The organism is Flavobacterium sp. LMO6 (assembly GCF_009495795.1).
Classification (GTDB): domain Bacteria; phylum Bacteroidota; class Bacteroidia; order Flavobacteriales; family Flavobacteriaceae; genus Flavobacterium.
Genome location: NZ_WIBH01000003.1, coordinates 1 through 25,503, shown reverse-complemented (window position 1 = coordinate 25,503; position 25,503 = coordinate 1). Strand labels below are relative to the sequence as shown.

Annotated in this window: 23 protein-coding genes; 16 read left to right on the top strand and 7 right to left on the bottom strand. The window is 30.8% G+C overall.

The window, feature by feature from the left end; translation table 11 throughout:
- Positions 1–4: 4 nt before the first annotated feature.
- The 3 genes from GFJ99_RS03940 to GFJ99_RS03930 all read right to left on the bottom strand — a co-directional run bounded on the left by GFJ99_RS03940 (position 5) and on the right by GFJ99_RS03930 (position 3,548).
- Positions 5–907 carry an EamA family transporter gene (locus GFJ99_RS03940; RefSeq protein ID WP_153207624.1) on the bottom strand — a complete coding sequence of 301 codons (903 nt, stop codon included), beginning with the start codon at positions 905–907 and terminating at the stop codon, positions 5–7.
- 69 nt (positions 908–976) lie between these two features.
- Positions 977–2,140 (bottom strand): DUF1501 domain-containing protein, encoded by a 1,164-nt coding sequence (locus tag GFJ99_RS03935; protein ID WP_153207623.1) that lies wholly within the window; start codon positions 2,138–2,140, stop codon positions 977–979.
- Between the two features lie 10 nt (positions 2,141–2,150).
- A complete protein-coding gene (locus tag GFJ99_RS03930; RefSeq protein WP_153207622.1) occupies positions 2,151–3,548 on the bottom strand; it encodes a DUF1800 domain-containing protein in 1,398 nt (465 codons plus the stop codon).
- Between the two features lie 102 nt (positions 3,549–3,650).
- Here GFJ99_RS03930 and GFJ99_RS03925 point away from each other — a divergent pair, with 102 nt between their 5' ends.
- Positions 3,651–4,247: a murein L,D-transpeptidase catalytic domain-containing protein gene (locus GFJ99_RS03925; protein ID WP_153207621.1), complete on the top strand. Its 597-nt coding sequence runs from the start codon at positions 3,651–3,653 to the stop codon at positions 4,245–4,247.
- A 58-nt stretch (positions 4,248–4,305) separates the two neighbouring features.
- Positions 4,306–6,402 carry a TonB-dependent receptor domain-containing protein gene (locus tag GFJ99_RS03920; RefSeq protein WP_153207620.1) on the top strand — a complete coding sequence of 699 codons (2,097 nt, stop codon included), beginning with the start codon at positions 4,306–4,308 and terminating at the stop codon, positions 6,400–6,402.
- 145 nt (positions 6,403–6,547) lie between these two features.
- Here GFJ99_RS03920 and GFJ99_RS03915 read toward each other — a convergent pair whose 3' ends face one another.
- The 4 genes from GFJ99_RS03915 to htpG all read right to left on the bottom strand — a co-directional run bounded on the left by GFJ99_RS03915 (position 6,548) and on the right by htpG (position 10,297).
- On the bottom strand, positions 6,548–7,372 hold the full coding sequence (locus tag GFJ99_RS03915; RefSeq protein ID WP_153207619.1) for a hypothetical protein: 825 nt from the start codon (positions 7,370–7,372) through the stop codon (positions 6,548–6,550).
- Between the two features lie 68 nt (positions 7,373–7,440).
- A complete protein-coding gene (locus GFJ99_RS03910; RefSeq protein ID WP_153207618.1) occupies positions 7,441–7,839 on the bottom strand; it encodes a DUF2721 domain-containing protein in 399 nt (132 codons plus the stop codon).
- Between the two features lie 29 nt (positions 7,840–7,868).
- Complete coding sequence (locus GFJ99_RS03905) at positions 7,869–8,306, bottom strand: SRPBCC domain-containing protein (protein WP_153207617.1); 438 nt, start codon at positions 8,304–8,306, stop codon at positions 7,869–7,871.
- Positions 8,307–8,410: 104 nt separating this feature from the next.
- Positions 8,411–10,297, bottom strand: a complete 1,887-nt coding sequence (htpG, locus tag GFJ99_RS03900) for a molecular chaperone HtpG (RefSeq protein ID WP_153207616.1) — start codon at positions 10,295–10,297, stop codon at positions 8,411–8,413.
- A gap of 119 nt (positions 10,298–10,416) precedes the next feature.
- Between htpG and GFJ99_RS03895 the strand changes: the two genes are divergently transcribed.
- The 14 genes from GFJ99_RS03895 (at position 10,417) to GFJ99_RS03830 (ending at position 25,428) form a co-directional block, all read left to right on the top strand.
- Positions 10,417–11,337, top strand: a complete 921-nt coding sequence (locus GFJ99_RS03895; RefSeq protein WP_153207615.1) for an ABC transporter ATP-binding protein — start codon at positions 10,417–10,419, stop codon at positions 11,335–11,337.
- A gap of 225 nt (positions 11,338–11,562) precedes the next feature.
- The gene (locus tag GFJ99_RS03890; RefSeq protein WP_008254219.1) at positions 11,563–11,895 is read left to right on the top strand and encodes a YegP family protein; all 333 of its coding nucleotides are present in this window, start codon (positions 11,563–11,565) and stop codon (positions 11,893–11,895) included.
- 113 nt (positions 11,896–12,008) lie between these two features.
- On the top strand, positions 12,009–13,016 hold the full coding sequence (locus GFJ99_RS03885) for a 3-oxoacyl-ACP synthase III family protein (RefSeq protein ID WP_008254217.1): 1,008 nt from the start codon (positions 12,009–12,011) through the stop codon (positions 13,014–13,016).
- Between the two features lie 162 nt (positions 13,017–13,178).
- Positions 13,179–14,966, top strand: a complete 1,788-nt coding sequence (gene argS / locus GFJ99_RS03880) for an arginine--tRNA ligase (RefSeq protein ID WP_153207614.1) — start codon at positions 13,179–13,181, stop codon at positions 14,964–14,966.
- A gap of 189 nt (positions 14,967–15,155) precedes the next feature.
- The gene (locus GFJ99_RS03875; RefSeq protein WP_153207613.1) at positions 15,156–16,607 is read left to right on the top strand and encodes a hypothetical protein; all 1,452 of its coding nucleotides are present in this window, start codon (positions 15,156–15,158) and stop codon (positions 16,605–16,607) included.
- Positions 16,597–18,018 carry a GDSL-type esterase/lipase family protein gene (locus GFJ99_RS03870; RefSeq protein WP_153207612.1) on the top strand — a complete coding sequence of 474 codons (1,422 nt, stop codon included), beginning with the start codon at positions 16,597–16,599 and terminating at the stop codon, positions 18,016–18,018. The genes GFJ99_RS03875 and GFJ99_RS03870 overlap by 11 nt, the downstream gene beginning before the upstream one ends.
- Before the next feature lie 2 nt (positions 18,019–18,020).
- Positions 18,021–19,535: an MBOAT family O-acyltransferase gene (locus GFJ99_RS03865; protein WP_162523920.1), complete on the top strand. Its 1,515-nt coding sequence runs from the start codon at positions 18,021–18,023 to the stop codon at positions 19,533–19,535.
- A 59-nt stretch (positions 19,536–19,594) separates the two neighbouring features.
- Positions 19,595–19,798 carry a DUF6132 family protein gene (locus GFJ99_RS03860; RefSeq protein WP_008254201.1) on the top strand — a complete coding sequence of 68 codons (204 nt, stop codon included), beginning with the start codon at positions 19,595–19,597 and terminating at the stop codon, positions 19,796–19,798.
- A gap of 124 nt (positions 19,799–19,922) precedes the next feature.
- Positions 19,923–20,174 (top strand): hypothetical protein, encoded by a 252-nt coding sequence (locus tag GFJ99_RS03855; protein WP_153207611.1) that lies wholly within the window; start codon positions 19,923–19,925, stop codon positions 20,172–20,174.
- Between the two features lie 63 nt (positions 20,175–20,237).
- On the top strand, positions 20,238–21,839 hold the full coding sequence (locus GFJ99_RS03850; protein WP_153207610.1) for a hypothetical protein: 1,602 nt from the start codon (positions 20,238–20,240) through the stop codon (positions 21,837–21,839).
- Positions 21,840–21,944: 105 nt separating this feature from the next.
- The gene (locus GFJ99_RS03845) at positions 21,945–22,151 is read left to right on the top strand and encodes a hypothetical protein (protein ID WP_153207609.1); all 207 of its coding nucleotides are present in this window, start codon (positions 21,945–21,947) and stop codon (positions 22,149–22,151) included.
- 160 nt (positions 22,152–22,311) lie between these two features.
- Positions 22,312–23,658 carry a cytochrome ubiquinol oxidase subunit I gene (locus GFJ99_RS03840; RefSeq protein WP_153207608.1) on the top strand — a complete coding sequence of 449 codons (1,347 nt, stop codon included), beginning with the start codon at positions 22,312–22,314 and terminating at the stop codon, positions 23,656–23,658.
- Positions 23,659–23,668: 10 nt separating this feature from the next.
- Positions 23,669–24,706 (top strand): cytochrome d ubiquinol oxidase subunit II, encoded by a 1,038-nt coding sequence (cydB, locus tag GFJ99_RS03835; RefSeq protein WP_153207607.1) that lies wholly within the window; start codon positions 23,669–23,671, stop codon positions 24,704–24,706.
- Between the two features lie 104 nt (positions 24,707–24,810).
- On the top strand, positions 24,811–25,428 hold the full coding sequence (locus GFJ99_RS03830; protein ID WP_008254186.1) for a DUF2202 domain-containing protein: 618 nt from the start codon (positions 24,811–24,813) through the stop codon (positions 25,426–25,428).
- The last annotated feature ends 75 nt before the right edge of the window (positions 25,429–25,503 follow it).

Genomic DNA, 25,503 nt, shown 5'->3' with positions numbered 1-25,503 from the left:
TTGTCTATTTCTTAATTTGAATGTTCATTATGACTATGGCTAAAATTATTAATACAATTCCAATCCATTGAATAAGTAAAACTTGTTCATTTAAAAGGAAAAAGGCCATCATAACTGAAACGGGCAGCTCTAATGATGAAACAATACTTCCTAATCCAATTCCGGTGTGAGGAAATCCAGCGTTTAATAACATTGGTGGAATTATAGTGCCAAATAGAGCTAAAACAATACCCCATTTTGCAAAAATTTCAAAGTTAAAAGGCGTTATTTGCGTAAATAAACTAAATCCAAAAACAATTATTGCACCACCCAAAAGCATATATAGACTTCTTTGTGCAGACGAAATTCCGAGTCCAACTTTATTTGCCGTTAGCATAGTTGTAGTGAATGATGCTGCTGCTAATATGCCCCAAAATATTCCGCTAGCCCAATCGATTGATGTATCGTTGAAATCAATTTTAAATATGTTTATAGCTAAAGCAGTTCCAATTAAAACAATGATAACAGATATTATTTTTTGAAATGATGGTGCTTTTTTATCTAAAATCCATTCTAGCAAAACACCCATCCATACCGTTTGCATTAACAAAACGATTCCAATAGAAACCGGAATATATTTTACTGCCAAATAGTAAAAAACACTGGTCATTCCTAACGAAGTTCCAGCCAACATTAAATGCAAAATATTTTTAGAACTTGCTTTTATTACCTTGTTTTTATTTTTTATTTTTTGAATTAAATTGATAATTAAAACACCAATAATTCCGTAAATGAATTGTGCAGAAGTTACCTCTGCAGTAGTAAATTCTTCTTTGTATGCTAGTTTTACAAAAGTAGCTAACATTCCATAGCTTGTAGCACCTAATGCAACAAGGAAAACTCCTTTAATTATATTGTTGTTTGACATCTCCTGATTTTTTAAGGGGCGCAAATATAGGGAATTAGAAATTAGAATTCAGACATTAGAATTCAGAAATTAAAAGAGTCCTCTTAAAATTGTATTTTGGATGCCGATTTTTGTATAATCAAATTCTAGTTTTTGTTCTAATACCGAGGCATAAACACTTCTAAAATCAATTTCAAATTTTAAATCTCCGTTATCTAAATCGGATAAATTTGGATTATTTCCAATGATGGTTCCTTTGTTATTGCCTCCAATTATAAACATAGGTGCAGCAGTTCCGTGGTCTGTTCCGTTGCCGTTATCTTTTACTCTTCTTCCAAATTCTGAAAACACTACTATGGTTACATTTTGTAATAAATTGGCTCGCTTTAATTCGGTATAAAAACTAAAAATGGCATCGTTTAATTCGGTTAGTTTATTGTTATGAATTGCGAGTTGGTTATCATGGGTATCATACCCACTTTGAGAAGAATAATAAACTTTAGAATTCAAGTTTCCTTTTATCAATCGGGCAATCCATTCTAAGTTTTTACCCAATTGTGTTTTTGGATAGTTAATTTCAGTTTTGGATTGATTTAAAGCATTTTGAATTTCGTCGGCACCTTCTGAAACTGAATTTGCAATTTTTCTAACAAAATCTAATTGTGGATTATCGGAAAGTTTACTGTTGTCAAATTCAGATTTAGATTTGAAACGATTAGGATCTTTAACGGTAATGAAATTTGGTTCTACTCCTTTTAATGCTAAATTATCAATAGTATCTATATTAATTCCTGCTGTAGGTGTGTGTTCTTTACACTGTAAATCTAAGTACCGCCCTAACCAGCCTTCGTTAAGATATTGATTGGAAGCCGCAGCCGTTTGCCAAATTTCTTGTGATCGAAAATGTGAACGATTGGGTTCAGGATAGCCTACATTTTGAATAACAGATAAATGTCCGTTTTGTTGTATCGTACTAAAACCTTTTAAAGCAGGATGAAAAGCCATCCCTTTATTTTTTCCGATGACTTCATTTTTTGAAAGTGCAATTTTTTCACGAAAATCGTAATACAATTCATTTTCATATGGAATAAAAGTATTTAATCCATCATTTCCGCCATTTAATTGAATAAATACAACCGATGCATTGCCTTGTATTATTTGCGATTGATTTCCAAATGCATGAAGAAACTCGGGTAGGATCAACATTCCTCCAGTAAAGGTTCCTGTGAGTGATAAAAAGTTACGTCTGTTCATAGCAAATGGATTAGATTATTTGAAATTCTGGTAATTTGGTCATGAAATTGAATAATCGAATAACTGTTTTTTGAGCATTTTCGGCACTAGCGTCAAAATCATATTTTAAAAGGGTTTCCATATCTTTTTGTAAATTTTCGTCCACTTGAAATAAATACGAGTCACTCATTTTTTTGATAATCTGCTTGTTATTTTCTCTCGGATTAAAATTAATTTTGATATCAATATTTTCCAAATAAATTTTTGGAACTTCTCCTTCATCTGGAATATTTTTAAACATTTTCCGATTCAAATTTCTACCCATACACAATAAATCAGCAACATTATTGCGCTGTAAATAGAGTTGAGAAGTTAACCAAGATTTTCCTCCATCCCAACCTTTAACATTGGGTTGGTTGAATAAATCCATGCCTTGTTGTTTTATGAAAAACATAATAATCGCAGCATCCATGTCTTTGATTTGTAATGCTTCTACAAGTTGTAAAATATATTCTAATGGGTTTTTTATTTTGCTTCCAGCAGTGTTTTTAGCGTATTCTTCGGTAACTATTTTTAAAAGTAAAGGTTCTATCTCAAAATCAACGGTTTTAAAATAATCGCCGTAATATTTTACTAATTCTTCTTTTGGATCATCATAAATAAACCATTGCAAAATTTTTCGGGTAATTAAATACGGAATAGTAGGTTGTTCAAAAATGATATCTACTAAATCATCTGCTTTGAAGTTTCCAGTTTTTCCCAAATAAGTGATGGTATCTTTGTCTTCAAAAGGTTTTCGGTACATAGCCTCGTTTTCTCCAATGCCTAAACCTGCTAATGCTTTTGCGCCATTTTTTATATCTAATTCGGTATAGTTACCAATCCCTAAAGTGAATAATTCTAATAACTCGCGACTTAAATTTTCATTGATATTTCCCTTTCTATTGTCAACATTATCTAAATACCGAACCATTGCGTTGGTTTGAATGATTTTTTTGGTTAATTGTTTAAAATTTCCAAATGCATTTTCTCTTAAGATTTGATTGTGTTGATATATCCACCAATTAACTTTTACTTTTTGTGAGGTTGATACAAAATGATTGTGCCAAAAAAGCACCATTTTTTCACGCAAAGGAAATTCTTGTTTTTGAATTTCATTAATCCACCATTTTCGTAATTCAATACTATTCTGAATTTGTTTTTTGAGTTCTTTTTTTCCTTCTTCTGTACTTGTGTTTTTTATACGAGCTCTAAAATCTTTTAGTTCGCTTATCGTTTTAGGATCTTCTCTCAGACATTCGGGTATTTGATTTTCAAAGGGGGCTGTAAATGATTGTTTTAGAAATTTTTCAATTCCAAACCTTTCCATTTCTTGAGCTTGTTTTCCAGAAAATCCTAAACGTAATGACCAAAGATTTGACTTATTCATGATGGTATGGTATTTGATTTAAAGTTTAGACTTTTTTTAATACAGAAGGTTTAATTAAAATCTAAAAAAAGAGGTTTAATCACAAGTTAATTTATAAAATATATGAAACACTTTTTTCTACTAACGCTTCTAAGTTTTTTATGTTGTAATAATACAGAAAACACAACGGAACCTCTAAAAGATTATTCAAAATTTCACAATGAATCGTTTGCGTATTGTAAAAATAATGGATTTAATGAAGACTATTATTTTTTGGTTGATTTAAGTGTTCATTCAGGTAAAAATCGATTCTTTATTTATGATTTTAAAGCAAAAAAAAATATTGATAAAAATTTAGTAACCCACGGAAGCTGCGATCAATTTGAAGAAAATCCAGCTAAATGGGAAAAAGTAAAATTCGATAGTAGAGTAAATAGTCATTGCTCCATGAAAGGCAAATATAAAATAGGTAATCGCGATTATAGTTCTTGGGGAATCAACGTAAAGTACTGGTTGCATGGGCTAGAATCAACCAATAAAAGCGCTGAAAAAAGGGTAGTGGTTTTGCATTCTTGGAATGCTGTTAAAAATAAAGAAGTGTATCCAAGATATGCGCCATTGAGTTGGGGTTGTCCTGCTGTTTCTAATGAATTTATGGAAAAATTAGACATTCGTTTACAAGATTCAGAAAAACCTGTTTTGCTATGGATAATAGATTAATGGGTTTGTTTTGTAACAAATTTAGAAAATGCGGACTAATTGCAAATAAACTATTCCAATGAAAAATTTTTTAATTTGCTTCTCTTTTTTGACTATTCAAGCTGTATTTGCTCAACAAGAAACAGTAAAAGATACTACTAAAACAACTGAATTAAATGAAGTTGTGGTGCAATCTAAAAAGAAAAGTATAGAGCAAAAAGCAGATAGAACGATATTTGATTTTTCTGAACAAAGCCATTTGAATTCAGGTTCTGTCATGGAAGGATTAAAAAAATTACCAGGATTAATAGTTTCTGATGTAGCCGGAATGATGTATCAAGGAAAACAATTAGAAGTATTTATGGATGCTAGACCCTTGAATATTTACTCTAATGAGCTAACTTCCTATTTAGAGAGTCTTCCTGCTAATTCTATCGAAAAAGTGGAGATTATCACTCAGCCGGGAGCTGAATTTCCTGCTACTTCGGGCGGTGCCATTATAAATATTGTTACTTCAAAAAACGCAAAAAAATATCTTTCTGCAACCTATTCAAACGGATACAGTTATACAAAATATGATAAATCACGTCATCGATTCAACAATAGTTTATTGGTTAATGCTAAAAATAAGTGGTTTGGTTGGCAAGTGCAGTTAGGTCAAAATTTTAATCAAGGGTATCAACGTACCAATTTTCAAAACGAGAGTACAGTGTTATCTAAAAATACAACCGATAGAGAGAATCGTTTTTATTTTTTTAAAACAGGTTTGAAATTTGATTTAAAAAAAGACCGATTGTTGGTCAATTATGATTTCACCACTTCAAATAATGATGCGCTCATTGATGCAAGTGGTTTTGGATTTGCAACCAGCGATCACAGTAAAAATAAACTCAACCGAAATGATGTTGCTTTAAATTATCAAAAGCGATTTGATGATATAACCAAGAAATTAGATTTTAGATTTAATGTCAATTCTGTAGCCAATGCTTTTGATTTGAATAATAGAATTTCTGGAAATTCTGTTTTGGATAATGGTTATGATCAACTATTTTATCAATTTAAAACCGATTATTCGCAAGATTTTTCCTTTTTAGAAAAGACTAAATTTTCAACGGGAGTTTTAGCTGATAAATTAGAATTTGAAGCGCAAAGTTTAGATGTTGTCAATTTAGATTATCAACGAACTACATTAGCCGCTTATTCTGAATTTCAATCTTCTTATAAAAAGTTTGATTTTATTTTAGGAGGAAGATTGGAGTCGTACTCTATTGAAGGAAATACTGATACAGACAAGTTAATTCCATTTAATCAAACTCGGTTTTTCCCAAATGCAAGCATTCAATACAATATCATTCCACAAGTTTTTGTGAATGCTAATTATAATAAAAAGATTAGCTTACCCAATACTTCCGCATTAAATCCGAACAATACCAATTATCAAAATCCAAATGTTTCCTTTTTTGGGAATCCTAATTTAGAGCCTACCATTTTTGATAATTATGAGTTAAAAATTAGCGCTTTTGAATACTTTTTCATTAGTTATTCTCGTAGCGATGCGAATAATCAGGTAATGAATAGGATAATAGCTGATGGTGATGGTGCAGCAAGTATTTCAGAAAATATTCCTCAAATAACCATTCATAATTTTAATTTTGGATTGCCAGTTCCATATATGTTGTTTACCAAAGGTTTAAAAGAAACGTTGAAATTTGACTTTAATCCAGATGAGATTAATTTCTTGTATTTATATGTGGGACATCAAAAACACATTTTACCGGATGTTAATGCTAATGGTTTGTGGTTTTTTAATGCAATGTCGCAAATTGTGTTGCCAAGTAAAATTAAATTTACTGCAAATTACAACACTTCATCAACTGGTGGAAATTACTACTATTATGAAAATAGAGTGCCTTTCAGTCAACAATTTGATGTTACTTTTGCTAAGAAATTCTTAGATAATAATTTGTCAGTTTCTGTTTATTGTAATGATATTTTTAATACCAATAAACAAGGCTTTAACGCCTTAGGAACCAACTTAGTCTATGAAAGTAAAAATGATTCAAGACGAGTAGGAATCACATTAAATTATAAAATTCCGACCAAAAATAAATTAGCGAAAGAAGATGGTAATATCTTAAATAATGATAAAAAAGAAGAAAACTCAATAGTTAATTAGTTTTTAGCCATAAAAAATCTCGTTTAAATTTATTTAAACGAGATTTTTATAACAACTAAAACTTAGTCAATCTTTATCTTATTGAGTGTATGATGTTGATATTCCAAATATCAGTACAACATTAATATTGTTTTTTTTATATCGTTTAATTTAGAACAATGTCATAAACTACTCCGTTTGAATGGGTATAGGTTGCAAAATAATCACAAGTATTATCTCCATAATCTAAAATACCGTCTAAAACACTACCTTGTAAATCTAACTGTCCTTGTGAAACATGAGCGCAAGCATATTTTTTAATTAATGGTTCAACTACAGTTGTAGTTAATGTAGCGTTATTATTTTTTGTAATAGTATGATTTCCGGTTGTTATTTCGTAAATATTATCTAACAATGCTAAGGTGGTAACACCTGCAATTTGTTTTACAGTTCGAGTTCCAGAATGAGTATAAACATCTCCAGAAGTAGTAGTTGTTTTTCCGTTGGTAATCGTTCTATTCCATTGAGGATTATTTACATCAGTTGTAGTGTTTTCATATACAATTGTACCTTCCACTTTTCTGCCATTAATGTAATAATTATTTCCTCTTACAATAGTTGTAACACTTCCAGCGGTCATGATGTAATTTGTAATTGTAACTGTAATACTTCCAGATCTTAAAATTCCATTTGAAACACAACCACTTCCAAAATCAATTGTAAATGTTTTAGGAAAAACCCCTGTTGTTGCATTGTCAACCGTTACTGTTGCACAAGAGGCTAAAGAAGTATTTGAATTAATATTATTTCTACTTGCAAATGATGAATTGTCACTTGCAGCTTCAATTCCTGAATTAAAATCAACTTCACTGCTAAATTCAATTTCTGCATAAGCATTAACCAATTCTCTATCTACTACAATATCTTCTTTACTACAAGAAATTAATGTTAACAAAAATGTTCCGATAATATAAAAATTCATTTTTCTCATAAGCTGTTTTTTTAAGTTTATTGATTAGACTATTTAGAATCAAAAAGGTTTAAATTTTAATTATTGAATTATTCCATATCCTCAGATAAATCTTTTAAATGAACTCGAAGTGCATTTACCGAAATACTAATTTCCCAAAATGAGATTCCTAATGAAATTAATAACGAAAGTAAACTTGCTCCAAATAAATAAATTCCTATAGTAGCTTGATTTACATACAATAATAGCATTGCAAAAACCGATAAAAACAAACACATTACCCCAAATAATTGCATGTAACGAATCAAAGTCAATCGTAAGTTTAAGTTTTTAATTTCAAGTAAAATGTTTTTATTGTGATTGTCATCATAATTTTTTTTAAGGCCTCTCACAATTTGTGCAATTGTTAAAAATCGATTTGTATAGGCTAAAAGTATTAATGAAGTTGCTGAGAATAAAAGTGCGGGAGTTTCTAAAGATACCGTCATTGTTTTTTGTTGTAATTATTTTATGTCTGTTAGTTTTCGGCAATTTCTCTAATAATCGCTAAGCCTAATCCAAAAGTTTTATTGTAATATTCGATATATTTTTCTAGAACATCTATTACTACAGAAATTTTTGTTTTACCATTTTCTTCGTTTAATGAATAGTTTTCAATTGCGCCTGACCAAGTTTTAGATTCGTCATCTAAAGGTTGTTCTGTAAAGTTTTTTAGATTTCCAATGTGCGTAAAAAACATTTTCTCATTTGGAATTAGAATAGTTATTTCACTATACATTCCATTTCCATTTGGATCAAGAAAATGAATTCGTTCTCCTTGTTTCCAATTCGATTTAGTTGTTGAACCTTCGCAAAAGGCAGAAGTCCATTTTTTATAATTTTCTCCTTCCCACATGGCATTCCAAACTTTATCGGCTTGAGCGTTTATTTCGATTTCGAATGTTAGTTTTTTCATTTTGCATTGGCTTTATAGTCAAAGTTAACAAAAAATCCTGACAAGTTTCAAAAACCTGTCAGGATTGATAAATGATTCTTAAAGGTAACAGAATTTCAATTCGATTACTTCAAAGTTTCAAAACTTCTTTTTACAAATGCAGTTAATTCTTCACCTTTAAGTAAACCTTGTGAAATTTTGGCTAAGTCTAAAGCTTGTTTTACTAATACTTCTTGAGCCGATTTATCTTCGGTTTGTAAAATAGTTGTTGCTAAACTAGAATTTGAATTTACTACCAAATTATACATATCAGGGAAATTACCCATTCCAAACATTCCTCCACCGCCAGTTGCACTCATTTCTTTCATTCTTCTCATGAACTCGGGTTGTGTAATCATAAAAGGAGCTGCACTACTATCCATAGGCTCTAGTTGAACGGTATAGTTTTCTTTTGGTACAATGGCTTCTAAAACTGATTTTAGGTTTGTTTGCTCATCATCAGATAATTTAGAAATAGTTGTTTCTTCTTTCTGTATTAATTTATCAATATGTTCAGCATCAACTCGTGCAAAAGTTAGGTTTTCGTTATCTGCTTCTAATTTTTGAATTAAATGCGAAACAATTGGCGAATCTAATAATAAAACTTCATAACCTTTAGCGGTTGCAATGTCAATATAACTGTGTTGTGCGTCTTTATTCGAAGCATATAACACTACTAGTTTTCCATTCTTATCTGTTTGATTTGCAGTTATTGCTTCTTTCAATTCGGCTAATGTGAAATATTTTCCATTAGTGGTAGGATACAATACAAAATCGCCTGCTTTTTCATAGAATTTTGGTTCTGAAAGCATTCCGTATTCTAAAACAATTTTAATGTCGTTCCATTTTTGTTCAAAATCTGCACGATTTTCGTTGAATAACGATTTTAATTTATCGGCTACTTTTCTAGTGATGTAGTTTGAAATTTTCTTCACATTTCCATCCGCTTGTAAATACGAACGAGAAACGTTTAACGGAATATCTGGCGAATCAATAACCCCTTTTAACATGCCTAAAAATTCAGGAACAATTCCTTCTACATTATCAGTTACATATACCTGATTTTGGTACAATTGAATTTTGTCTTTTTGCATTTGTAAATCGGCCGACATTTTTGGGAAATATAAAATCCCTGTTAAATTGAACGGATAATCTACATTTAAGTGAATATTGAATAAAGGCTCTTCAAACTGCATTGGATACAATTCGTGATAGAATTTTTTGTAATCCTCATCACTTAAATCCACTGGTTGTTTAGTCCAAGCCGGATTAGGATTGTTGATGATGTTGTCAACTTCTTTGTATTCAGTTTTGTAATCTTCTGGCGCATCTTCTGGTTTTGGAAGCGCTTCTTGTTTGGTTCCAAATTTAATTGGAATAGGCATGAATTTATTGTACTTCGTTAACAATTCACGAATTTTAAACTCTTCTAAAAACTCCAAAGAATCTTCAGCAATATGTAAGATGATTTCTGAACCTCTTTCGGTTTTGTCATGAGGAACTAATGAAAATTCTGGACTTCCATCACATGTCCAATGTGCTGCTGGTTCGTCTTTATATGACTTGGTAATAATTTCTACTTTTGAAGCCACCATGAAGGCAGAATAAAATCCTAATCCAAAATGACCAATTACACCTGAATCTTTGGCAGAATCTTTATATTTTTCTAAAAACTCTTCAGCTCCAGAAAAAGCAATTTGATTGATGTATTTTTCAACTTCATCAGCTGTCATTCCTAAACCTTGATCAATGATGTGCAGTTTTTTTCCTTCTTTATCGATTTTTACTTCGATAATTGGATTGCCATATTCTACTTTAGCTTCGCCAATACTGGTTAAATGTTTTAATTTTAAAGTAGCGTCTGTTGCATTAGAGACTAATTCACGAAGAAATATTTCGTGATCGCTGTACAAGAATTTTTTAATTAGTGGAAAGATGTTTTCTACAGAAACGTTAATTTTTCCTGATGCCATATTTTAAAATTTTAGTTAAACAATTTTGATGTATTGCTACCTTCAAAAGAAATACCAAAGTATAATTGGTGACAAATTGACATAATATTTAATCTTATATTTGTAAAAAAAAAGCAATTATGCTGGTAGCAACAAATATTTCATTTTCTTATTTAGAGGAAAACACGCTTCAAAACATTTCCTTTTCAGTAAAAAAAGGAATTAATCTTGCAATTATAGGTGAAAGTGGTTGCGGAAAAAGTACGTTACTAAAATTAATTTATGGTTTATACGATCTAGATGAAGGGCAAATATTTTGGAATAACACCGAAGTTTTAGGGCCTAAATTTTATTTGATTCCCGGAATGCCTTTTATGAAATATTTGGCGCAAGATTTCGATTTAATGCCATTTATTACAGTTGCTGAAAACGTAGGAAAGTATCTTTCTAATTTTTTTCCAGATTCTAAACAAGCACGTATTTCTGAATTGTTAGAGATTGTAGAAATGAAAGAATATGCTAATGTAAAAGCTAAATTTTTAAGTGGTGGTCAAATGCAACGTGTAGCTTTAGCAAGAGTATTAGCACTAGAACCAGAAGTATTATTGTTGGATGAACCTTTTAGTCATATCGATAATTTTAGAAAAAACAGTCTCAGAAGAAAGTTGTTTGCTTATTTAAAAGAACAAAATATAACTTGTGTTGTTGCTACTCATGACAGCACCGATGTTTTAGCTTTTGCCGATGAGGTTGCGATTATTAAAGATGGAGAAATCATAGAAAGTGGAATTCCAAAGTTTATTTATGATAATCCAAAAAATCGATATATAGCTTCTTTATTTGGAGATGTAAACGAAATTGAAATTAATGGAGAATTGAAATTTGTTTATCCAAATCAACTGAAAGTAACTTTAAATTCTAATTTTAAAGTAGAAGTTGTAAAATCTTATTTTAGAGGAAGTCATTATTTAATTGAAGCTAAATTTGGAAATCAAATTCTGTTTTTTGAAAATGATAATTTGATTGAAAATGGGGAAGTGGTTTGTTTGAAAATAAAATAGCCCTTCAAATCTTTCAATTCAAAGGTCTAGTATTTGAATGTTTGATTTTTTTTTTGATTGTTATCTGCTTTACCATGAACTAATAATAAAGATGTTTTGTTTTTTCTACCTTATTAAATGGCGAAATTTTGTTGTAAGCTCCACTTGATGTTACTCAAATTTTTATTTGTTAATTTTTTTTTGTAAGTTTATATTTCATTAATTCATAATATTAAATTTTATAACATGGGAAAATTTGTAATTTCAACTAGAAAAAACGGAGAGTTTCAATTTAGCTTAAAAGCAGGAAACGGTCAAGAAATTTTAGGTAGTGAGGGTTATACAACTAAAGCAGCTTGTTTAAATGGTGTAGAATCGGTTAAAAAAAACTCACAAGTTGATACTCGTTTCGATCGTTTAGAAGCTAAAAATGGAAAGCCTTATTTCAATCTTAAAGCTACAAATGGTCAGATTATTGGTACAAGTGAAATGTATGAAAGTGTTGCATCAAGAGACAACGGAATCGAATCTGTGAAAAAAAATGCGCCAGACGCAACAGTTGATGATCAAACCGTATAATCAATACAATTTTAAAAAGTCCAACTTACAAAGTATGTTGGACTTTTTTTATGCCATTGATCAATACACTTTAAAATTTGTATTTTTGTAAGCTAATAAATAATTAAAAAATTATGTACCATTCTAAAATATCAGGGTTAGGCTATTATGTACCAGATAACATTGTTACTAATGATGATTTATCTAAACTAATGGATACTAACGATGAATGGATTCAGGAAAGAACTGGAATTCAAGAACGTCGTCATATTATAAGAGGTGAAGATACGACTACATCAATGGGTGTTAAAGCAGCCGAAATTGCTATTGAGCGATCGGGTGTGGCCAAGGAAGATATTGATTTTGTTGTTTTTGCGACTTTGAGTCCCGATTATTATTTTCCAGGTCCAGGTGTTTTAGTACAACGCGATTTAGGTTTAAGAACTGTTGGTGCATTAGATGTTCGTAATCAATGTTCGGGTTTTGTGTATGCTATTTCAGTAGCAGATCAATATATTAAAACCGGAATGTATAAAAATATTTTAGTTATTGGTTCTGAATTGCATTCTACTGGTTTAGACATGACGACTCGTGGTAGAGGTGTTTCTGTAATTTTTGGAGATGGAGCAGGAGCGGCAGTTCTTTCAAGAGAAGAAGATTTGTCGAAAGGAATTTTGTCAACACATCTTCATTCTGAAGGGCAACATGCCGAAGAATTATCATTAATTGCTCCAGGAATGGGAAAACGTTGGGTAACCGACATCATTGCTGATAACGACCCCAATGACGAAAGCTATTATCCTTATATGAATGGACAATTTGTGTTTAAAAATGCGGTAGTTCGATTTAGCGAAGTCATTAACGAAGGTTTGCAAGCCAATAATTTACAAGTTTCAGATATTAATATGTTGGTGCCTCATCAGGCTAACTTAAGAATTTCACAATTTATTCAACAGAAATTCCGTTTAACAGACGACCAAGTTTTTAACAATATTCAAAAATACGGAAATACAACAGCAGCATCTATTCCAATTGCTTTAACTGAAGCATGGGAACAAGGAAAAATTAAATCAGGAGATTTAGTAGTTTTAGCTGCTTTTGGTTCTGGATTTACTTGGGGAAGCGTAATTATTAGATGGTAGTTTCTATTGTAAATTAGCAATATAAAGTCAAATCAATAAAAAAAGTACTCTTAAAAATTTTAGGAGTACTTTTTTTATTGATTTTACACAAAAAAACTAATCACTAATTATGAATCACTAATTACTATTTATTACCTTTGCACGTTCTAAAAAAAGGCAAAAATGACATTACATCAAACACTTACAGTACATATCCAAAAAGCAGTTCTTGAATTGTTCAATATTTCTATTGAGAAAGTTGAATTTCAAGCTACTAGGAAAGAGTTTGAAGGTGATGTTACTATGGTAGTTTTTCCTTTAGTAAAAGCGTTAAAAGGGAATCCTGTTGAAATAGGAAATCAAATAGGAAATTATTTAGTTGCTAATATTCATGAAGTCGCTAAATTTAACGTTGTTGGAGGATTTTTAAACATCGTGATTTCGGATGCTTATTATATAGAATTTTTTAATTCGATTAAAAACAACGAAACTTTTGGTTTTGTAGCTCCAAAAGAAGGAGAGAAAGCGGTAATGGTCGAATATTCTTCGCCAAATACTAATAAACCTTTGCATTTAGGTCATATTCGTAATAACTTATTGGGTTACTCCGTTGCTGAAATCATTAAAGCTTCGGGTAAAAAAGTATATAAAACGCAAATCATCAACGATAGAGGAATTCACATCTGTAAATCAATGTTGGCTTGGCAGAAATTCGGAAACGGACAAACACCAGAATCAACAGGATTAAAAGGTGATAAATTGGTTGGGAATTTCTATGTAGAATTCGACAAACAATATAAAAAAGAAATTGCAGAATTAATTGCTCAAGGTAAAACCGAAGACGAAGCAAAAAAACTAGCACCATCAATTTTGGAAGCACAACAAATGCTTTTAGATTGGGAAAATGGGAAACCTGAAGTTATTGAACTTTGGAAAACTATGAACCAATGGGTGTATGATGGTTTTGAGCAAACGTATAAAAATTTGGGTGTTAATTTCAACATTCCTAATTATTATGAATCAAACACGTATTTACTTGGAAAAGAAGTAGTGCAGTTTGGTTTAGAAAAAGGTATTTTCGAGAAAGATCCAGATGGTTCCGTTTGGATTGATTTAACAGCGGATGGTTTAGATAGAAAAATCGTGCTTCGTTCAGATGGAACTGCGGTTTACATGACGCAAGATATTGGAACCGCTATTCAGCGTGTAAAAGATTTTCCAGATGTTGGAGGAATGGTTTACACGGTAGGAAATGAGCAAGATTACCACTTTAAAGTGTTATTCTTAATCTTGAAAAAATTAGGATTTGATTGGGCAGATAGCTTGTATCATTTATCTTACGGAATGGTGGAATTACCTTCTGGAAAAATGAAATCACGTGAAGGAACGGTTGTAGATGCTGATGATTTAATGTCAGAAATGACTACGACAGCACAAACTATTTCGGAAGAATTAGGAAAATTAGAAGGCTATTCTGAGTCAGAAAAGTCAAAATTGTATACAACTATTGGTTTGGGCGCATTAAAATATTATATGCTTAAGGTAGATCCAAAAAAACAAATGATGTTCAATCCAGAAGAATCAGTTGATTTTGCAGGAAACACAGGACCTTTTATTCAATATACTTATGCGCGTATTCAATCGATTTTGAGAAAAGCCGATTTTGACTTCGAAAATGTTGTTACATCGAGCGATGTCGAGATGCATGAAAAAGAGAAAGAATTAATCAAACAAGTTCAATTATTCCCTGAAGTAATTCAAAACGCAGCAGAGAATCATAGTCCGGCTTTAATTGCGAATTACACCTACGATTTGGTAAAAGAATTCAATTCGTTCTATCAACAGGTTTCAATTTTAGGAGAAGAAAATCACGATAAAAAAGTGTTTCGAGTTCAATTATCAAAATCAGTTGGTAATACGATTAAAAATGCCTTTCAGTTATTAGGAATAGAAGTTCCTGAGAGAATGTAAGAAGAGTTGCGAGTTTAAAGTTACGAGTTGCGAGTTTTTTTACGTTTAGTTTGTCACGCTGTTAAGCGTCTCTTTTATAAATGAATTGGGTTAAATGAGATAAAATTTTCAGAATTATTAAAAAACTCTTCAATCTGCGTTCCCAAATATTGGATTACGATTTTAGATTTTATTATTGAAATTTAATAAATGAACACATCAAAATATTTTTTTCAAACTTTACTTGTGATAATCTTTTCTGCATTGTCTTTTTTGACATTCAAAACGTTTTTACCTAAAAAGTTATTTTCAGAAACTACAATTGCTTCAAAAAATATTGTTGTCGATAGTTTGTTGTTAGAAGCAATTGCCGAAGATAATGATACAATTGCCGCAGATACATTGTCTAAAATTAGAATTGATTATAAAATTACTAACGGAGTTAAATTTCCAGATGAAACTTTTGAGAATTATAAAGGGAATCAGTATTTACTATCTTTTTTCGAAAAACTTTTCCAATTAGAAACTAAAAATGAAGGCAACGTTCGAATTGCTTATTTTGGTGATTCAATGACGGATGGCGATTTAATTGTAAAAGATTTTAGAACGTATTTACAAGAAAAATTTGGAGGACAAGGTGTTGGTTTTGTGAATATTACATCAGAGTCTGCAAGTTCAAGAAGCTCATTAGTACATGAGTTTTCTGCAAACTGGAAAACTCAATCTTATTTAAAAGTAAAACGACCATTACATCCATTTGGAGTAAACGGTCATGTATTTTATGCGAATGATACCTCTAATGTAGCTTGGGTAAAATATAAAGCAAACAAAACACGATTTGCTTCGGATTTGCCTAAACCTACATTGTTTTACGGAAGTTCAAAAAATAAAGAAGGAAAAATTAAATATATTTTAGGAACAGATACGATTTCTAAAAAATTAACGCCTAATTCAATTGTCAATACATTAGTGCTTTCAGATACGAATCTTAAAACTTTAAAAGTAAATTTCAAAAAGGCAGATTCTATTCCAATTTACGGATTCAATTTTGATGACGGAAAAGGGGTTCATGTAGATAATTTCTCAAATAGAGGAAATTCTGGTTTGCCTATTGGAAGTTTTGATATAGCTACAATGCGTGCGTTTCATGCCAAATTAGATTATGATTTAATCGTTTTGCAATATGGAGCTAATGTATTGAATTACGGTTCGTTAAACTACGGTTGGTACGAAAAAAGAATGGCAAAAGTGGTTGCGCATTTAAAAGAATGTTTTCCGGGAGTTGCTATCTTAATTGTTTCAACTGCTGATAAATCAACTAAATACGATTTAGAAATGAAAACTGATTCTGCTGTAGTGCCTTTGAACACAGCACAGAAACGTTATGCTATTAAATCAGAATCGAGTTTTGTAAACATGTACACCTTAATGGGAGGTGATGGCTCTATGATTCAATGGGTAGAACAAGAACCAGCAAGGGCAAATAAAGATTATACGCATTTTAATCATAGAGGGGCAAAAAAGGCAGCAAATTTAGTTTTTTCGCAGTTGAATCAAGGCTATGAAATGTATAAAGAATTGAGAAAAAAACGTAAAAAACCGGTGACTCCTATTAAGAAAGATAGTGTAATCATCAATAAAGATTCGGTATATGAAGAGTAGATTATTGATCTTATTTCTTGGGTTTTCTTTTTTAGGATTTTCTCAAGACACTTTATTAGTGCCAATGGATTCGGTTTATGTAGATATTCCGATTGTAGATTCTGTTGAGGTTGTTTTTACAGGAAATGATTTTCATAATTCAAATGCACTTTTGGCATTCTATGAAAAAGTATATCAATTAGAGAAAAGTAAATCAGGTAAGATTAATATTGTTCATATTGGCGATTCGCATATTCAGGCAGATTTATTTACTGCAAAAATTAGAAAAGAAATGCAATCTGTTTTTGGAAATGCAGGTTTTGGATTTACGTTTCCTTATAGTGTAGCAAAAACTAATAATAGTGCTCCCATTCGCTATTCAGCATCAGGAAATTTTCAAAGTTTTAGAAATTTATATGCAGATACAACTAAGCCTGTTGGGTTAAGCGGGTTTTCTATGGAAACAAATGCTGATGATTTTGCTATTCAATTAGTAGTCAAAGATGCACAATTTAATTTTACAAAACTAAAAGTAATTACACCTAAAAACACCAATTTATTTGATGTTTCGGTTTCTAATAAAAGTATTGTAATAGAAAGAAAAGTTCCAAAAAGAATTACACATAAAGTAAAGTCAGGAGAAGTTTTAGGAGGAATTGCTAACAAATATAGTGTCTCTCTAAAAGCATTAAAAAAAGCAAATGGTTTAAAAAGTGATATGATTCGTGATGGAAAAATTTTAACAATTCCAACAAAAGGAACCCAGTCTAAAACTACTACTAAAACAGAATATATTCCTATAGACTTGCAACCAGCAACTTTTTCAAACGATTATAGTTCGGAAACTCCTTTAGATAAAATTGCGATTGTTCCCAATCAAGAAATTAATAATTTTGCTTTAAACGGATTGGTTTTAGAAAACGAAAATTCGGGTATACTGTATCATAGTATAGGAGTAAATGGAGCTAAGGCATCTGATTTTAATAAATTTCCTTTAATTTATGAGCAATTGCCAGCTTTAAATCCTGATTTAGTGATTATATCTTTAGGAACTAATGAAAGTTTTGAGAAACAATCAGATGAGCAATATTTTACACATTTAGATCAAATGATTCAAGGGATTAAAGAGCATAATCCGCAAGCATGTGTATTGGTAATGACATCTCCACCTTCTGTTTTACATCGAAAATATAAGAATACATATATTGAAAAATATGCTGAAATTATAGAAGATAATGCACATGTTAATAACTATGCCGTTTGGAATCTTCTAGATGTTTTTGGTGGTAACAAATCCATAAACCGTAATGCGGCAAAAGGATATATGGCTAGAGATAAAGTGCATTATTCTAAAGCAGGATATGAAAAACAAGCAGAATTGTTTTTTAATGCTTTTATGCAATCGTATGAATTATTTAAATCATCAAAATAATAGTGAGCGCACTTTTTAGTTTACAAAATTGGTTTCATAACACTATTGGTAGTGTTGATTTAGAAACGATAAAAAATTGGTTTATTTACAATCCAAAACAGCCTTTGTTGTTTAACAGTGCATTGTTTTTAGGTTTGTTTTTAATCTTTTATGCTATTTATATTTTATCACGAAAAACACATTATTTTCGCATAACTTATGTGGTGCTGTTTTCACTATTTTTCTATTATAAGTCGAGTGGTTTTTACTTTTGGATATTACTATTTTCATCTGTTGTAGATTATTCGCTTTCACGATTAATTTATGTAGAAGTTCAACAATTCTATCGTAAGTTTTATTTGGTTTTGAGTTTGTTGATTAACCTTGGAATGTTAGCTTATTTTAAGTATACCAATTTCTTTATCGATAATTTTAATTCGATTTTTGATGGAAATATGAAGTTTGAAGATATTATTCTTCCCGTCGGAATTTCATTCTATACTTTCCAAACGTTAAGTTACACCATCGATGTTTACCGAAAAGAATTAGAGCCAACGAAAAGTTTCATGGATTTCTTATTTTTCGTTTCATTTTTTCCGCAATTAGTAGCAGGACCAATTGTAAGAGCGAGCGATTTTATTCCGCAAATTTATGAGAAATTAAAACTAACAAAAGAGGATTTTAATCGCGCCTTATTTTTGATTATTGGTGGTTTGTTAAAAAAAGCGGTGATTTCAGATTATATTTCATCCAATTTCGTAGACCGTGTTTTTGATGCACCAAATAGTTACACCGCATTCGAAAATTTAATGGCTTCTTATGGTTATGCAATTCAGATTTATTGTGACTTTTCAGGATATTCAGACATTGCAATTGGATTGGCTTTATTGATGGGATTCTGGTTACCCGATAACTTTAGAACACCCTATCAATCAGGTTCTATTACTGAATTTTGGCGAAGATGGCATATTTCACTTTCGAGTTGGTTACGCGATTATTTATACATTTCGTTAGGTGGAAACAGAAAAGGAAAAATAAGAACGTATTTCAATTTGTTTATGACCATGTTTTTAGGCGGATTATGGCATGGAGCATCATGGAAATTTGTGGTTTGGGGTGTTTTACACGGATTAGCATTAGTAGTTGAAAAGTTCTTTGGTCAGTTTATTAAATTGCCAAAAAACATGTTTGTTCGAACCATTCAAGTTATCTTGACTTTCCATTTTGTTGTGTTTTGTTGGTTGTTTTTTAGAGCTAAAGATTTTTCAACTGCCTTTCAAGTTATTGAAAATATTGGAAAGTTAACTTTCGATTTTAATCAATGGCAAACCATTATTATAGGTTATAAAAATGTATTTTTATTAATTGCTATTGGCGTGATTTGGCATTTTGTCCCAGTAAAAACTTTAGCCGTAATGCAAAAAACATTTTCAACTTTACCATTAGTTGTAAAAGCTGTTTTATTAGGATTGATTTATTGGGTGGTTTATGCTACGGCTTCTGCGGGAGCACAACCTTTTATTTATTTTCAGTTTTAAGTAACTTTTGTTACTGTTTTACTTTAACACGAATTGTAACTTTGTTCTTTTAAAACTAAATGAATAAAAAAGAAATCATTATTACTGCTATTGGAGTTGTATTCGGATTAATTTCTGGCTACGCTTATTATCATTATATTGGTTGTGTTTCAGGAACATGTTCTATCACTTCAAAACCTTTAAATAGTACTTTGTATGGTGGTGTTTTAGGTGGGTTATTATTCAATATGATTGGTGACTTTTTCAAAAAGAAGAAACCCTAATTTCTTGTGTAACAAATGTTACCAAATGTTTTTAAAGTTTGTATATATTTGTTAAATGAAATTTTTAGTTCACATCCTTTGTTTTTACTTATTGCTTCTGGTGACATTGCCCTCAGTTAGAGCAATGAAAATATTTGCGAGTGAAAATTGTGAACAAACTTGTCATAATACTAATACTGAATCTTCAGGTTGTGAGAAGGGTAAAATAATTATGAATCTAAATTTTAGTCCGGTTCAATTTGTAGCCGAATTAGATTTTAAACCTGAAATTACTTTTTCTGAATTCAAACTCGAAAAAGAAAAATCGAATTACGAGAAAATCTTTATTTCTATATACCAACATTCTATCTGGCATCCGCCTAAGTTTTTCATTTAAAAAATTTAAAAAGTTTATTTATGGTTCCTGTTTTTTCAGGAGCTTAACATATAATTTTATACAATGAAAAAATATTTCATCGTGTTATTGTTAATGTTTTTACAATCATCAATAGCACAAACTACATTTGATTATGATGTGGTTTTAACTCCTGTAACAGTATCTGGATTGCCAGGATTACATTCGTATGCTTTTGCCCAACATAATGGAAAGTGGTTAATTATTGGAGGGAGAAAAGACGGAATTCATGCACGTCAACCATTTAATGCTTTTCCTGGAGCACAAAACAATACCGATATGTATGTGGTTGATATTGCCACACAACAAGTTTGGTCGGCTTCGGTAAATTCGCTTCCTACAGGAATTAAAGAACAATTGCAATCGACCAATATGAATTTTTATCAAGATGGCGATGCTTTGTTTATTATTGGAGGATATGCTTATTCAACAACAGCAGCCGATCATAAAACGTTCAATAATTTGACTTCAGTTGATGTGCCAAATTTGATTAATGCTATTATTGCTGGCACTCCAATAGGCGCTTATTTTAAACAAATAGCTAACGATGTTTTTGCAATTACAGGCGGACAATTAGCAAAAATTGGAACTACTTTTTATTTAGTTGGTGGACATCGATTTGATGGACGATATAATCCCATGAACAATCCAACGTTTACGCAAACCTATTCTAATTCAATCCGTAAATTTACAATTGATAATTCGGGAGCTGGTTTGAGTTATGCTAACTATCAAGAAATTACAGATGCGGTTCATTTACACCGTCGCGATTATAATTTAGTTCCTCAAGTTTTTCCTGATGGCGAACTTGGCTATACCATTTCATCTGGGGTTTTTCAAATTGCGGTGGATTTGCCTTTTTTATATCCGGTTGATATTAAAGCAGGAGGATATTTTCCACAGACTACATTCAATCAATATTTAAGTAATTATCATAGTGGAAAAGTGGGGTTGTATGATGCAACTCTAAACCAAATGCATAATTTATTTTTTGGAGGAATGAGTCAGTATTATTATCAAGCTGGAAATTTAATTCAAGATGATACAGTTCCGTTTGTAAAAACAATAAGCAGAACAACTCGAACTGCAACTGGCGATTTATATGAATATCAATTACCAGTTGAAATGCCAAATTTAAAAGGAGCTGGAGCAGAATTTATTCCAAATGAAAATTTAGCTCATTATTCTAATGAAGTAATTCAATTGTCAAACATTACAGCGAATGAATTTGTAATTGGACATTTGTTTGGCGGAATTCAGAGTTCTTCTGCATCTGCATTTACAGATAATCAAACAGGATTAACTTCTGCAGATCCAACAGTTTATGAGGTTAAATTAATTAAAAATACTCCTTTAAGCGTACAACAAATCGATGGTAAAAATCCTTTTTCGGTTGTAATTTCCCCTAATCCTACACCATCAGATACAATTAGAGTAGATTTTACGATGCCTTACGAAACAAAAGTAAATTACATAATTTCTACTACAGATGGTAAAATTGTAGAAGAAGGAGATATTGAAGGAATTCGTGCAGGAAAAAGCGGTATGAATTTTGATATTTCTTCTGCAAATACAACATTTGTGATTATTACTTTTGTATTTGATGATAAGTTTTATGTAACTGAAAAAGTAATAAGAAAGAATTAGCTGTTAAATTAATACAAAATTAAGAGTACTATTTCTAAAATTATATATATTTGTAATAGTACAATAGTTTAAAAATGAATTAAATAATAATTAAAAAATAAAAAAATGAAAAAATTAGTTTCTATCATGGCAGTAGCTGCTTTTATGTTATCAATGAACGTTAACGCTCAAGAGCCTAAGCAAAAAGCAAAAAAAGAGAAAGCAAAAACTGAAAAATCTTGTTCAACTGCAGATAAAAAATCTTGTGGTTCAGAAGCTAAATCAGGTGGATGTTGTTCATCTAAAAAAACTACTGAGAAAAAAGCTGAATAGTTTTACACTCATATTTATAAAGACGCCTCGATTTCTTCGGGGCGTTTTTTTTTGATGGAATACAATTTAACAAGTGTTAAAATTATTACTATGTAACAAGCGTTACTTTTAGATTGAATTTCAAACAATAATTTTGTTACTGAAAAATATATATATCATTATGGATGTCGAAATATTAGCTAGAATTCAGTTTGCGTTTACCATTGCCTTTCATTATATCTATCCACCTTTAAGTATTGGTATTGGTTTAATTATGGTAATTATGGAAGGTTTGTATCTAAAAACCGGAAATAAAGAGTATGAAGTTTTAACCCGTTTTTGGTTAAAGATTTTTGCTATAACTTTTGGAATAGGAGTTGCAACCGGAATTATCATGGAATTTGAATTTGGAACCAATTGGGCTGTTTATTCGCGCTATGTTGGTGATATTTTCGGAAGTGCTTTAGCCTCTGAAGGTTTATTTGCTTTCGGATTAGAAAGTACTTTCTTAGGAATTTTAATTTTTGGATGGAATAGAGTTTCTCCAAAAGTGCATTTTATATCTACAATTGGAGTGTTTTTTGGTTCAATGTTTTCTGCCGTTTGGATTGTAGTTGCAAATAGTTGGCAACAAACACCAGCAGGTTATCATATTGTTGGCGAAGGTTTAAGTGCTCGTGCAGAAGTAACTGATTTTTGGGCAATGGTTTTTAATCCTTCAAGTGTGGATAGAATTATACATACTTGGCAAGGAGCATTTTTAGCTGGAGCTTTCTTAGTTTTGAGTGTTCATGCTTATTATATCAGAAAAGGTAGATATGTTGAATTATCTAAAAGAGCTTTTAAAATTGCTTTAGTGGTTGCTACAGTAGTTTCTTTTTCTCAATTGCTTTCTGGTCATAGTTCTGCAGATGGAGTTGCAAAAAATCAACCTGCAAAATTAGCCGCTATGGAAGGACACTACGAAAAATCGGCTCCAGCTGATTTATATCTTTTGGGTTGGGTAGATAATGAAAATCAAAAAGTAACGGGTTTAGGCTTGCCTGGAGGATTATCTTTTTTAGTACACCAAGATTTTGAAGCTCCAATTACTGGCTTGAATGCTTTTCCTGAAGAAGATAGACCAAGACAAGTTAATGCTGTTTTTCAATTTTATCATATCATGATTTCTATAGGAATGTTTTTAATTGCACTTACTTTATATGCAAGTTTCTTATGGTGGAAAGGTAAATTATTTGAAACTAAATGGATCATGTGGATATTTTCTTTCTCTGTTATTTTACCTCAAATAGCCAATCAAGTAGGTTGGTTTGCTGCAGAAATGGGAAGACAGCCCTGGATTGTTTATGGGCATTTACGAACAAGTGAAGGTTTCTCTCAAGAAGTTTCAGCTAATCAAATAGTGTTTTCATTAGTCTTATTTACAGTAGTGTATACCTTGTTGTTATTGTTGTTTTTATATTCATTAAATAAAAAAATAAAACACGGTCCGTATGATGAAGCTCAAAATGCATTAGAAATTATTTAATTTAAGAAACATGGAAACATTTTTAGGTATCGATTATCCAACACTTTGGTATTTAGTAGTAGGATTATTATTTTCAGGATATGCAATTTTAGAAGGTTTTGATTATGGCGCAGGGGCGTGGCATTTATTTTTTAAAAAAGATTTAAGCCGAAGAATTGCCATCAACGCAATCGGTCCTATTTGGGATGCAAATCAGGTTTGGTTAATAATAGGGGGTGGTGCATTATTTGCTGGTTTTCCAGTTATGTATGCAACCATGCTTTCTGCTATGTATATTCCGTTTATGTTGTTTTTAATTTTATTGGTTTTGCGTTCATCGGCCATAAAATTTAGAAGTGCCGAAGAGATGCTTTGGTGGCGAAAAACTTGGGATATCATTTACTTTGTATCCAACGTTTTAATTGCTTTTTTACTTGGAGTGGTTTTAGGTAATGTATTACAAGGTTTTGAAATCGGCGAAAACTTTAGTTACAAAGGCGGAATTTTCTTGTCCTTTTTAAGTCCTTATGCTATAATGACTGGGTTTACAACTTTGTCTATATTTATGACGCAAGGTGCTATTTTCTTATTGCTAAAAACAGAAGGTAGGTTGCACGCAAGATTAACATTTTTATTAAAAAAAGGAATGATATTTTTTATCATAAGTTTTTCTATTACGTCATTATATACTTTGATTTTTATTCCGGGTGTTACAGATAATTTTAAAAACAATCCGTTATTTTTTATTATTCCTATTTTGTCTTTTTTAGCGGTTGCTAATATTCCTCGTTTGGTTTCAAAGAAAAAATATGCTTCTGCATTAGTCTTTTCTTCTTTAACAATGGCATTTTTATTAATGTTAGTAGCTTTTCAGTTGTATCCAGTTTTACTTCCTTCTACTATTGATTCCAGCTATAGTGTAACAATTTATAATGCAGCATCTTCTCAAAAATCTTTAGGAATTATGCTTACTATTGTTTTAATAGGAACACCCTTACTTGCAGGTTACTTTCTTTTTCTCTATAAAACATTTTACGGAAAAGTCAAACTTGACGATACGAGTTATTAAATTTAAAAGTGTCTTTTTTAAGGCACTTTTTTTTGTAACAAATGTAGCTGCAGATTGATTTTGATGCGCTTAAATTTGAACTATAACTTAAAATTGAAAAGATTATGAAAACAAGATTTATTTTAGCAAGTGCAATGATAATTGCATTGTTTACCAGTTCGTGTAGTAATAATGATGATACTCATACTAATAATGCTACCAATTTGCAATCTATTACTGAAGAAGAAAAAGCAGGTTTACTATTTATGCTTGAAGAAGAAAAATTAGCAAGAGATACGTATATCTATATGAATAATTTGTGGGGATTAAACCAGTTTAATAATATTAAAAATAGTGAGCAAAGTCATATGGATGCTATTATTACTATTTTAGAACAAAATAATATTGAATATACAATTCTTCCAGAAGGTGAATTTTCCAATCAAAATTTACAAAACTTTTATAATCAGTTTATTATTGATGGACAAGTGAGTAGTGAAAGCGCATTACAAATTGGAGCCACCATAGAAGATTTAGATATTGTTGATTTAGAAGATTATATTAATGAATCGTCTAATGAATCTTTGATTTTAACTTATGAAAACCTACAATGTGGTTCTAGAAATCATTTAAGAAGTTTTGTTTCTGCAATAGAAAATTTAGGATTTACTTATTCACCTCAATTTTTAACATTAGAAGAGTATCAAGCCATTTTAAATAGTAATCGTGAACAATGTAATTAAAAATATAGGCCTTGAAAAACGAGGGCACTGAAAAAGTTCCTTTAAATAATAATTGCAATAATTTAAGGAGTAGAA